Annotated in this window: 14 protein-coding genes; 4 read left to right on the top strand and 10 right to left on the bottom strand. The window is 67.1% G+C overall.

Translation table 11 applies throughout. From position 1 onward, the window contains the following. Positions 1-271: 271 nt before the first annotated feature. Complete coding sequence (locus ACTWQA_RS41945; RefSeq protein ID WP_443164454.1) at positions 272-1,948, bottom strand: hypothetical protein; 1,677 nt, start codon at positions 1,946-1,948, stop codon at positions 272-274. Between the two features lie 122 nt (positions 1,949-2,070). Between ACTWQA_RS41945 and ACTWQA_RS41940 the strand changes: the two genes are divergently transcribed. Next, positions 2,071-2,274: a hypothetical protein gene (locus ACTWQA_RS41940; RefSeq protein WP_443164453.1), complete on the top strand. Its 204-nt coding sequence runs from the start codon at positions 2,071-2,073 to the stop codon at positions 2,272-2,274. A gap of 57 nt (positions 2,275-2,331) precedes the next feature. On the opposite strand, the gene ACTWQA_RS41935 is transcribed toward ACTWQA_RS41940, so the two are convergent. Both ACTWQA_RS41935 and ACTWQA_RS41930 read right to left on the bottom strand, forming a co-directional pair. Further along, positions 2,332-2,637 carry a hypothetical protein gene (locus tag ACTWQA_RS41935; RefSeq protein ID WP_443164452.1) on the bottom strand — a complete coding sequence of 102 codons (306 nt, stop codon included), beginning with the start codon at positions 2,635-2,637 and terminating at the stop codon, positions 2,332-2,334. 308 nt (positions 2,638-2,945) lie between these two features. Next, the gene (locus ACTWQA_RS41930) at positions 2,946-3,089 is read right to left on the bottom strand and encodes a hypothetical protein (RefSeq protein ID WP_443164451.1); all 144 of its coding nucleotides are present in this window, start codon (positions 3,087-3,089) and stop codon (positions 2,946-2,948) included. Positions 3,090-3,726: 637 nt separating this feature from the next. Here ACTWQA_RS41930 and ACTWQA_RS41925 point away from each other — a divergent pair. Then, a complete protein-coding gene (locus ACTWQA_RS41925) occupies positions 3,727-4,113 on the top strand; it encodes a hypothetical protein (protein ID WP_443164450.1) in 387 nt (128 codons plus the stop codon). Positions 4,114-4,171: 58 nt separating this feature from the next. Here ACTWQA_RS41925 and ACTWQA_RS41920 read toward each other — a convergent pair whose 3' ends face one another. Next, positions 4,172-4,429: a hypothetical protein gene (locus tag ACTWQA_RS41920; RefSeq protein ID WP_443164449.1), complete on the bottom strand. Its 258-nt coding sequence runs from the start codon at positions 4,427-4,429 to the stop codon at positions 4,172-4,174. A 193-nt stretch (positions 4,430-4,622) separates the two neighbouring features. On the opposite strand from ACTWQA_RS41920, the gene ACTWQA_RS41915 reads away from it, so the two are divergent. Next, complete coding sequence (locus ACTWQA_RS41915) at positions 4,623-5,396, top strand: class I SAM-dependent methyltransferase (protein ID WP_443164448.1); 774 nt, start codon at positions 4,623-4,625, stop codon at positions 5,394-5,396. Between the two features lie 173 nt (positions 5,397-5,569). On the opposite strand, the gene ACTWQA_RS41910 is transcribed toward ACTWQA_RS41915, so the two are convergent. Next, positions 5,570-5,992: a hypothetical protein gene (locus tag ACTWQA_RS41910; RefSeq protein ID WP_443164447.1), complete on the bottom strand. Its 423-nt coding sequence runs from the start codon at positions 5,990-5,992 to the stop codon at positions 5,570-5,572. A 423-nt stretch (positions 5,993-6,415) separates the two neighbouring features. Between ACTWQA_RS41910 and ACTWQA_RS41905 the strand changes: the two genes are divergently transcribed. Continuing rightward, positions 6,416-6,631 carry a hypothetical protein gene (locus ACTWQA_RS41905; RefSeq protein WP_443164446.1) on the top strand — a complete coding sequence of 72 codons (216 nt, stop codon included), beginning with the start codon at positions 6,416-6,418 and terminating at the stop codon, positions 6,629-6,631. Between the two features lie 537 nt (positions 6,632-7,168). Here ACTWQA_RS41905 and ACTWQA_RS41900 read toward each other — a convergent pair. From ACTWQA_RS41900 to ACTWQA_RS41880, 5 genes are all read right to left on the bottom strand, one after another. Beyond that, positions 7,169-7,666: a hypothetical protein gene (locus tag ACTWQA_RS41900; protein WP_443164445.1), complete on the bottom strand. Its 498-nt coding sequence runs from the start codon at positions 7,664-7,666 to the stop codon at positions 7,169-7,171. Beyond that, complete coding sequence (locus tag ACTWQA_RS41895) at positions 7,648-8,199, bottom strand: hypothetical protein (protein WP_443164457.1); 552 nt, start codon at positions 8,197-8,199, stop codon at positions 7,648-7,650. The genes ACTWQA_RS41900 and ACTWQA_RS41895 overlap by 19 nt, the downstream gene beginning before the upstream one ends. A gap of 57 nt (positions 8,200-8,256) precedes the next feature. Further along, entirely contained in the window at positions 8,257-8,421 is a 165-nt protein-coding gene (locus ACTWQA_RS41890) for a hypothetical protein (protein WP_443164444.1), read from the bottom strand. A 439-nt stretch (positions 8,422-8,860) separates the two neighbouring features. Then, a complete protein-coding gene (locus ACTWQA_RS41885) occupies positions 8,861-9,514 on the bottom strand; it encodes a 3'-5' exonuclease (protein ID WP_443164443.1) in 654 nt (217 codons plus the stop codon). After that, entirely contained in the window at positions 9,511-10,518 is a 1,008-nt protein-coding gene (locus ACTWQA_RS41880) for a hypothetical protein (protein WP_443164442.1), read from the bottom strand. Before ACTWQA_RS41880 ends, ACTWQA_RS41885 begins: the two co-directional genes overlap by 4 nt. Between the last annotated feature and the right edge of the window lie 54 nt (positions 10,519-10,572).

The raw sequence follows: 10,572 nt of genomic DNA, 5'->3' as shown, positions 1-10,572 counted from the left end.
CTTCACTCATTCTGTGGTAATATTCCGCCGAGGGAGTACGAGGACGCCTTCTATAAGGCGCAGGGATCTACTACGTCATTCGCAAGTTCGCAGGAATCGTAGCCTCCAAGATCCCCGGGGCGGTCCAGTAAGGCCGCGCGCCCAGACGTCGAGCTTTCCCGTCCCCCGGCCGCCGTCAAGACCCGGGTACTCCATTGCGGGGCCCGGGATACGGCGTGCGGCCCGGTTGTCGGTACGCCCCGGCAAAGTCTGGGAAGTGTCTGACCTTTCGTCATTCCGTGAAGGCGCCCAGGACGTCGCCGTACTCGAGGTCGCCCGCGTCCAGGTCACGGGTCTTCCCGGTGTGCACGTCCACGGCAGCCAGGTAGACCTCGTCGTCCTCGTCCGAGAGGCGCACCATCACCTCGTTGGCGTTGAGCCAGCGCTCCACGGTGTCGATCTCTTGGGCGCCGTCCTCGTCCACCAGGCGCCGTAGTTTGGTGACGTGTCCGGTGCGCGTATCCAGCGTGATCACGCGCTCGTCGTCGGCCACGGCGAGCGTCCGGCCGTCGGGTGAGAGCGCCGCGCCGCTGATGCTCACCTCGGCGTCGACGCGGAAGCGGCGTCCGGCCAGCTTGATCTTCGTGTCCGACGAGGCCTCGCTCGCCATGGACTCGTCGATCACGCGCTTGCCGTCGTCCGTGATGGCCATGGTCCAGGCGCCGTAGGTCGTCCTGCCCTTGGTGAAGTCAAGCATCGGGCTGTCGGCGCCGCTCTGGAGGAAGTTGACCGCGAAGTAGCGGCCGTTGCGCGAGGAGACGAACTCGGGATCGGAGCCGTGCAGCTGGATCGCGAACGTCTTGTACTTGCCGGTGGCCAGGTCGCGGACCACGTAGTCGTTCTGGGTGTCCAGGTAGGCGACGCGCCGGCCGTCCTGGCTGACGGCCACGTCCGGCACCGTCGTGGTCTGCTTGGCGGCCTGGGAGGCGTCCAGCCGCCACTCAGTGCCCGACTTGCCCACCAGCCGCCACTGGGCGCACTCCGGGGGCTTGCGCGTGTCGTAGGGGGCGTCGCTGTTGCAGAAGCCTTGATAGGCACGGCTGATCGGCTCGTCCAGGCGCTCCGGCAACGGGTCGAGCTGCGGCTCCTCGGCGGTGGGCGTGGGGTCGAGCTCTGTGGGTGTGAGGTCGGGCTCGGAGATCGGGGCGTCGGCCCGCTGGGCGGCCCTTTCCACGCTGTTCGCCAGGGCGCTCAGCGCGACTATGGTGAGCGCCACGAACGCGCCGGCGCCCGCGAAGCTCAGGGTGGTGAACACGCTCCGCATCACGAGGCGCCGCCTGAGGACCAGGCGGGGCGCGGTCTGGGCAACGTCCATGGGCACCGCGACGGGCAACTCGGCCGCCAGCCGTACCAGGGCGGGCGACGGAGCGAGCGGAGCCGGTGAGGGCGGGGCCGTCCAGGGGCTCGGGGGCGCCGCGAGGTCGTCGGCCTGCCAGGGTGCCGCCCACGGGCTGTCCCCGGGCGCTTCGATGGCCTCATGGGGCCGGGGCTCCGTGGCGGGTAACTCGCCGAGGTCGAGGAGGTGCGGGTGGGTGGCTCGGACGCGTTCCGTCTCCTCCTGGAGCGCGCCTGGCATCCAGGTGCCGACCAACTGGGCGGCGCGGTGCGGGTCCAAGCCGTCATGGAACTGGGCGACCACGGCCACCCGCCCGAGCGGGGACATCCCGGCCAGCGGGAAGCCCGCGGGCGGCTCCGCGGGGCCGACGAGGTATGCCCGGTAGAGCGTGCTGAGCACTGCCTCGACCGGTCTGTTCCACCGGTGCACGGACCAGCGGCGGCCCGTCGTCACCAGGGCCTGGATGGCCAGGTCCCTGGCGCGTTCCGGGTCTCCTGCCAGGAGGTAGGCCGATCGGGCGAACCACTCCGCATGGTCGGCGGCGAACTGCGATAAGCCATCGTGCTTGGTCAATTGTTCGACTCCTCGTGGAGGAGATCACAGTACGGGGGAGTTGGTCGCCAGGTAAACCCGCGGCGCCATGCCGATACCGCGTACGTCGCATGCATACGGTGCGAGCAGGGAATCCCTCGGATATGCGGCCCTCACGCAGTGGCTCGTCCGCGCTCGTCGCGCTGTGTCTCCTGGACGGGGCGTGCAGCGCGGCTCCGCCGTCCGGCACGTCGGTCACCGTCACCGTCACCGTCGAGCAGCAGCGCCAGGCCATGACGGTGCCGCTCGATTCCGTCACGCTCATGCCGGGCGAGGACCTCGAATACATCTGGTCGCACGGTCGGTAGGAGTCACAACGTGGTCGGTGGGCAGCAGCCGGCCGACTCGATCGTGACGAGCATCCGTCAGGGTCGAGCACTGCCGCCGAGATAGCGGCGCAGCTCGGCCTCGATGCCCGCGGCGAGCCTCTCCCGCGGCGTCGGCGGGGGCGGCGGCGGTTGCCTGTAACGGGTCAGCCGGTCACGCAGGTAGGCGACGCTCGCCGCGCCGATGTCGTGCACGGCGAGCAGTTCCTCGTCGGATGCGGCCGCGACCTGCTCGGGCGTGTCATACCCGGCCTGCACGAGCGCGCGCAGCAGCCGGCGCGTCCACATGGCCGGCCGCTCGGTGCCGATCAGGGCGAGCAGTTCCGTGTTCGGGGGTTGGGTCACGTCGTCATGGTTTTCCCATTGTGACCGGACACGACACCGCCCCTGATCGTGTGTCGGCGGTCAGGGGCGGGTGTCTCGGGGGTCCCGGGCGACCTCGGCAGAGGTTGACCAGGACAGCGATGGTCAGCCTCGCCGAGCCGCGGCTGCGGGTCGAGCACCCTCACCCATGCGGCGTGTCTCGCCCTGCCGTGCCAGGTCACGACAGCGGCAGGTGCACTCGCGCGGGGCGAACAGCGCGCCGAACGCGACAGCCAGGGCGACGATCCCCATGAACCCGCGGTGTAGGACGTCCAATCGAGCAGGCCCCGTCATGCGCGGCCGCCCCCGTCCTGCCGGCCCCACACGGCATCGGCCGCCTCGTGCACGCCGCGCCACAGCTCGTTACGGCGCGGCCCGTCGGCCCCGGCGTACTGGTCGCGCATCGCGTCGACGGCGTGCAGCAGCCGCCGCACCTCGGGCGGCAGGCCGACGAGCTCGGCCGGCTCGCCCGCGGCCGCGCGGGGTCCGCGAGTCGGTGGCTCCGCTTTCGCAGCGCCGCAGGCCGGCGCAGTTCGTGCCGGCTCTGAGGCAAGTGATCGTTAAGCGCCTTTCAATCACGGCCCCTTATGTTGCGGGCATGCCTAGCATCGGTATATACGAGCTCATCTTCGTCTTCCTCATCCCCTTGGCGGCTCTCTGGGTCGTCATCTACACCGCCGTACGGGCGGCGATCCGCCACAGCAGGTGACACCCGGCCGGCGCGCGAAGGAAGCAGGGTGCGTGCGTCTCACCGATCTGAGGCATCGGAGCGAATACCTCATGATCAGTGAGACGTCCCTCGGGCCGAATGAGACCGAACACGAACAGCCGCGGGAGATGAATGGTCCGCACCTCGATGTCCTTATCGCAGATAGTGAGCCACTATCTGCGGTAACGGGATCGTGATCATCCGCGATGCCCGGGGTGAGCCCTGGTCCCGCCTGGCTCGGTATGTGCGCTATCGCCCTGCCGGGCTGAATGACTAGCGGTGCTTATCTGCGGTTCCGGCCAGGCTGGTCGCGTGGTGGCCGGTTTTACTGTGGGGTCGTACTTCGGCCGTGAGGGGGCAACGTGGATCCGATCGTTTTGGCTGCGGGCACAGCTCTGGTGACGGCCATGGCCACCGATGCCTGGCAGTCGGCGCGTGATGGCGCGGTCGCACTCTGGCGTAAGGTCCGCCCCGAGCAGGCCGAAGCTGTCGAGGCGGAGCTGGTCGAGGTCCGCGACCAGGTGCTCGAGGCCCGCAGAGACAGCGATGCCGACACCGAGCAGGCCCTGGCCGGGGTCTGGCAGGTGCGGCTGCAGCAGCTGCTGCGTGCCGACCCGTCTCTGGCGGGAGAGATCAAACGAGTGCTGGACGAGGTGTTCACCCCGGCGCTGGAGCCGGCCGAGCAGGCGCGCATCGGTTCGCTGGTGATGAAGGCGACAGTCGCCCCTGCTTTTTGTGCCTGTTCCTAAGCCTGCGATCTTGCCCTGGCGATCAGCCCATGTTGACTCAGCGCGCGCGAGATCGGGGTCAGCATGATGCAAGCATGCTGCTCAATGCGCTCTTCTCGGCGGAGTCCACGCTGAGGCCCCAGTACCACTTCACCTGGATCCAGGCCCTGGCGTAGGTGCAGTCGAAGGATGCCAGTGGTGGCTGCCACTCCGCGGGATCCTGGTCGGATTTGGATTGGTTGACGTTGTCGGTAACCGCCCACAGCTCGGGTCCGCCGAGGTCGTTGCGTAGGTCTGGCGCTTGGAGGTGGTCCAGGCCCAGGCGCCGGAGCTCCATGCCTCGGCGAGCGGGGGACTGTACGGTGTTTTCTGGACAGGCCCAGAATCGCCTGCGACGGCGACTTCAGGCGTATGAGGGGTGACACGAAGCGCGCGGAATGCGGCCGTGAGCGGACGGGCTGCCCTTGCGAAACCATTTGTGGACCGACTTGCTCCGCTGATGTACTGACGTCCCACCGTGAGTCTGCCGCGTGACGGAGGTAGTAGTTGTGACGGGTTATAACGCGCTTGCCGAGGTGTACGAGTGGCTCATCTCGGATGCAAAGCTGGCTCCGGCCGACTTCGCTGCGTCGTTCGATGACGTCCTCAGTCTCCTCCCGTCGAACGCTGACGTCCTCGATTGTTCGTGCGGAACCGGACAGTTGGCGGTCGGCCTCGCCGGTCTTGGCATGCAGGTTGTCGCAACTGACGCCAGCGAAGCGATGGTTCGCCGGACTGCGGAGTTGTCTGAGGAGTTCAAGGCATCTGTCCGGACAGTGCGGGCGGACTGGCAAGAGTTGCCCGACCACTTCGATGACGCCACCTTCGACATGGTGTTCTGCGTTGGTAACTCGCTGCACCATGCCGTGGGCGCGAGAGGCAGGGTTGCTGCTCTGGAGTCGATGTCACGGCTTCTGCGCCCTGGCGGGCGCTTGGTGCTCACCTCCCGTACTTGGGAACTTGTGAGGACCAGAGGTTCCCGGCTGGACATCAGTGACCGACTCGTCCGCCGGAACGGTCGCAATGCCGTCGTGGTCTACCGCTGGGAGATTGCGCCGCATTGGGAGGACGAGCACCACATCGAGATTGCGATCGCGCAAGTTGATGCGGCTGGGTCGGTTCTTGTCCGCTCGGAACTCCTGTCGTGCTGGCCGTACCGATACGACGAACTCGAAGTCGAGTTGAACCGCGTCGGACTCCGGGCGGAAATGAGCACGTTCAACCCTGAGGCCGAGAACTACATGGTGGTGGCGAGCAAGGTATAGACAACGGGCTCGCAGTCCCCGGCCGGACCGCGCGGTTGCTCGCGGGAGACTTGAGCCCTCTCATCGGCAGATCCGGTAAACGGCTCGCAGCCTTGGACGGCGAATAGATGCACCCCCGGTCAGACTGTCAGCGGTATGTCATCGACGTTCTGACCTGCCTGAACATCGCTGATCTATGCGGTAGTTACAGATACCATGTGGTCGATGTCGACGTCGGAGGCGGCGGTCCAGGTGGCACCGTCGTAGGGGCTGTACCAGGAGCCGGAGACGGCGGCGCAAGAGGAGTCGGTGACCACGTTGACGCCGTCCCGCTTGAGCACCTGCTCCCGCGTGTTGCAGGTGCCGCTGATGGTGATCCAGTGGGGGAACAGGTCCCGGTCGTAGGTGGACTGGTGAGATTCGGCGGCAACGGTCAGTGCGGCGAGCCGGCTGGCGGCCGTGGAGGCGCTGGGGATGTTGGACGGGGTCGCTGACGCCGGTCCTGCGATGAGCGTGAGGGCGAGTACGGCCGTGACGGCGGAGGCGAGCATGGCGGCAGCTCGTCGCATCGGGAACCCTTCCTGGCAGCGGTCCTCGGCCAGGGAGATCCTGGTCAAGAGGGCGAGGCCGATACCAGAAGGACCATCTCAAGAAATCTCGTCGCCGGGACCGGTCGGACAAGACAGATTCATGAACGCCAAGTGGCCGCGCGGGATGGACGCACGAGGTCGGCTGGGCGGGTAGCCGTAGGCCCGGAGGGGCCCGGCAGGCGAAGTGCTTCGCCCCCGCCCCGGAGACTGGCGGATCCTCCAGCTCGGGCAGGCCCGGCCGTTGATCATCACGGGTCCCATGGCGGGCTCTGACATTGCCGCGGTGTTCGGGACATTGCCGCCGCGGCATTGATGCCCTTTGGGGCCTGGTACGACAGTGGTCAGCAGACAGCCCCGCACGCGGTCCCCACACCCCGCTTCAGCGTCAGCTCAATCAGCCGCGCCAGTCCCGGAGCGCGGCGATCATCCTTCGGCTCAAAGGAGAATTCAGTGCGCAAGACTGCTGCCCGCCAGTCCCGTCCATCTGCGCGTCTACGCCCGGCCGTTCCCCCGGACCTCGATCCGGGCGTCCACGTGTCCACGGAGGCGCTCCGGGTGATCGTGAAAGGTGGGGTAATCGTCGTCGGTCTCATCGTCGGAGGGCTGATGGCCTACCTCGGCATGGACGCGACGTTCCTTACCACCCTTTTCAAGATCAAGATGTGATGAGGCCGGTTTCTGATCGCCGGCGTTGGGGACGGCGCGTGATGGACGGCATCGTCACTAGCGCCCTTCCGGGTCGTTGCGGTTGGCCCTTCGACGGCGTTCTCGCCAAGTGATCGTCAGCGCCGTTCCCAGGCCAAGGATGGCGACGGTCAGATCCGCCACACTCGTCAACAGGTCGATCATAGGTATCGCCGGTCAGCGGCGCGCGAGTGCTGCGTAGGCGGCGCGAAACGGTGCTCAACCAGGTGCCCAGAGCGTACGACACGGAACCGACCAGTTTGGCGGCCAGTCGCCCTCACCGCTCGGATGCCGGAAGAGGTGACATCCCTCCGACCAGGGGCTTACCCCTGGTGAGCAGGCAAACTACTAGAGCAGGGCCCGGCAACAGAGCCCACCCCGCCGCCCTCTGACAACGTCGTCCCGTTCCACCCGCCCACCACCTGAGACATGACGGGCACCAGGGGTCATTGCCCCGTCTCGTTCATCGGCGCCACCTATCGCAGGATGCTTCAGCTGCCGTCGAGGACGGAAAGTCTTTCAAGAGGAAAGCCAGATGTCCTTCGCCCGGGCAGCGGCATCCTGAACCGATAGCCGTGTGGTGTCCAGTCGGACCTGGCCCGCCGTGAAATCGGCCTGCTGCTCATGCAGCACGCGGAACTCCTCCGGCGTCAGATACACCGGTCGGGTCCCTGCTCGTCTCTCCGCTTCACCAAAGTCCGCCACGAGCTCCAGGATCAGCACGTCAGGCAGAGACTCTCGATAAAGCTCAGCAGTGCTGTCAGTCAGGACATCCACGATCACGACGTCGATGTCGCTGTCCAAGAAGTTCCGGGCCAACGCACAGCCGTTAAGCACTCCTAGCCGTTGCTGGCGAACGCCCTCCATGCCGTTCCATGGTGCGGCATGACCGCTGACGACCAGGTGACGAACATCGTCAATGTCGATGAAGGCAGCACGCGGTCGTTCTTGGGCTACCAGGCGACCGATCGTACTCTTGCCAACCGCTGGAGGCCCCGTCAGCACCAGTGCTCGCACAGCATCATTCTCTCGCAGTCGACGAAGGAACCTGCCTCGTCTCGAGGCCGAAGCGGTCTACGCAGCTGAACAGGAGCACTTGACAGGGAAGGCGACGAACCCGCACACGCCGGATCCAGTCCAACGAAGTGATCGCCGTCGCGGATGAAGGTGAGCGACCGGCTGACCGTGGGGAACCTTAGAGGCACCACCCTGCGGCCCGCCGGGGCGAGCAGGTGTCCCCAGGGGATGTCATAAACGCCGACGGTGACGATGATGCCGTCGAAGCCGCCCTCGGGCGTGTGCTGCTCGACGGTGTGCTCGGCGTCGCCGAGGACGACCTTCACCTGAGGGGAGCCCGTTTCGGTCAGAAAGCGGGTCGCCCGTTCGACGACCCATGGGTCGATGTCAAAGGAGACAACCAGGCAGTCAGGTCCGACGATTTTGGCGATCAGAGCTGCGTTGTAGCCGCCGCTTCCGATTTCTGCGACTTTCGCCCCGCGAAAGAGTCGGGCGGCTTGCAGCATCTCGGCTTGGAGCCATGGTGCGTTTATCGAACTGGTCGGTGTGCCTGCGGCATCGCGCTTGGTGGTGACGGTGTCTCTGGCGGACTAGGCCGCGGCCAGGGGCGCTTCGAGCGCGAACCGGTGGCGCGGGACCTTGGCGAAGGCCGCTTCCACCTGGGGCGATTGGATCGAACCTCGCTCGATCAGTGAGGCGACCATGTCGGCCCGCAGGCGATCCGGAGATTGCAGGGAGACGGCGTCTGTGGTCATCGGGGCAACGCTACTTTCGCTCGGCGACGGAGTCAGGCGACTGGGGAACATGGTGGGCGGTCATGGCTGTCTGCGGGACTCCTCCTGGTGGGCTCGTGCAGTTCGCGCATGTGCTGGTCGTATTCGGCATGCGGGGCAAGGCCCACCTGGACGCGGCGCCGGTCCAGATGTCGGGGTGGTCGATAGGTTGCGGCCAAAGTGTCCGTCGGGAGCGTGGTACTGCGTCCCGTACAGCTGGGTGTGTCCATCGGCGACGCGGACCCGGTCGGCCAGATACGCCACATGCGACACCTCGGCCTGTCCTGCGACGGCGGCCTCGCGCAGCAAGTCCTGGCAGCAGGCGTTGGGCGGCGACGTCGTGGTCGGCGTGGTGAAGCAGCAACTCGTCGCCGAGCGCTGTGTTCATACGGGGCCCCGCCAAGGCGAGGCGGACGGCCTGTCAAACGTCGAGCGTAATCTGCTCAGCCTCAGCCAAGTGCGGCAGCTTGTCCCGCACAGGTATGCCCGCCACATCGATCAGCTCCTGCGCCGTTGGATTGGTCTTGCCAGGCAGGTGCGCGACCAGGGCGGGCAGCAGCAGGGCTGCGCCGACCGCGTCCCACAGGGCGCGATGCGGTCGGCTGGTGGGGACGAGCTGGGCGACCTGGGCGTTGAGGGCGTACCTTTCCAGCAGCCGGACCAGGTTCCAGCGCTGGCACGCGGGGTTGAAGTGGCGGTAGAGCCGGGCAGCGTCGATCAAGGCGGCCGGCTGGGCTTGGGGCAGGTGACGGTGCAGCAGGCGCCAGTCCACGCCGATGTTGTGCCCGACGATGATGCGTCGGTCGAGGCGGTCAATGATCTCTGCCCGGATGTCGTCCAAGGTGGGCGCGGTGGCCAGGATGTTCCCGGTGAGGTCCCGGGAGATCCACGGGCGGGGCGCGACCGTGCGGCCGGGGTTGACCGTGCTGTCCCAGGCTGCCGTCAGGTTCGGGAAGCCGTTATCCATGGGGACGATCGCGATCTCCAGGATCTGTTCGCGGTCACGATCCTGACCGCCGGTCCCCTCCAAGTCGAGGGCCACAAGAGGCGCGGTCGTCCACGGCTGAGCCATCATGTCTTCTCCGATGAGGTAAGGCGGGAGTTTGTGGCCGCGGAGAGTAGGGTGCGCAGGCGTGCTTCTGCGTGATCCACCCCCTTGGTGATGGTGTCCCGATGGACGTCTGGGATGCTCCCGGTACCAAGCGCTGCGGCGGCGATCACGGTGGTGAGGTTCTGGTGCTGCTGGCTGGTCATCGAGGAGTGCATCGCCGGGTGGCCGAGGACGTCGCGGGCGGCGTAGGCGTCGGTGGATGCCACGTCGATGACTGCAGTGGCCAGGCGACTGCTGCTCGACGGGCCGTGGTCGGCGACCACGTCGAGTGCGGTCAGGGCGAGGCGGACCCGGAACGCGGCCGTAGTCGGCTCCTCAGAGGTGATCAGGATGAGCGCCTCCCCGACCACGCGCTCTAGCTCGTCTTCCGGGGTCGGCGTGATATCCGAGCGGACGGTTATGCGCAGGAGCGACGCCACGGTGGCTTCCCACGGCTCGGTCGGCACCGTGGAATCGATCACCTCGGTCGCCTCGTTGAGAAGTCCCTGCTCCACCAGCGCCATGATCTTGAGCTGGCGGCCGTCCAGAAGCCGGTCGCCGATGCCGCGGTGGGCGGCCATGGCATCGGCAGCCTCGCTCCAGCGGCCCTGCTGGGCGAGGGCTCGGGCCCCATCGATGAGCAGCGCCACCCACAGCTCCGTGCATACCGCTCGGTGCTGGTCGCTGCTGCGGGTCAGAGGCGACAAGTCGACGGTGTGGCCACAGATCACGGTGCTACCGCGCCGCTGAGCGGCGCGGTAGAGCTGATCGAGTATCTCGTAGGCGGCTTTGCCGTCCCCTTCGCGGATCAGCAGCCGGGCGATGTTGATCAGGGGCATCAGCGACATGACCGCGATGTCCTGAGGCAGATCCCCGGCCTCGGCGAAGACCTTGTACTGCCTCCAGCACAGATCTGCGGCCAGGTCGGGCAGGGCGGCGTCGGAGGCGATGAGCGCGGAGATGTTGAGTACCCCGGAGGCGCGGGCCACCAGGTCCCGGTGGTCAGCGCCTGCGGGTTCGATGCTCAGCGCGGTGAGATCGGC

The organism is Nonomuraea sp. 10N515B (assembly GCF_052245915.1).
Lineage (GTDB): Bacteria > Actinomycetota > Actinomycetes > Streptosporangiales > Streptosporangiaceae > Nonomuraea.
The sequence above is the reverse complement of the archived record's forward strand: the minus strand, read 5'-3'. Positions and strand labels throughout refer to the sequence as shown.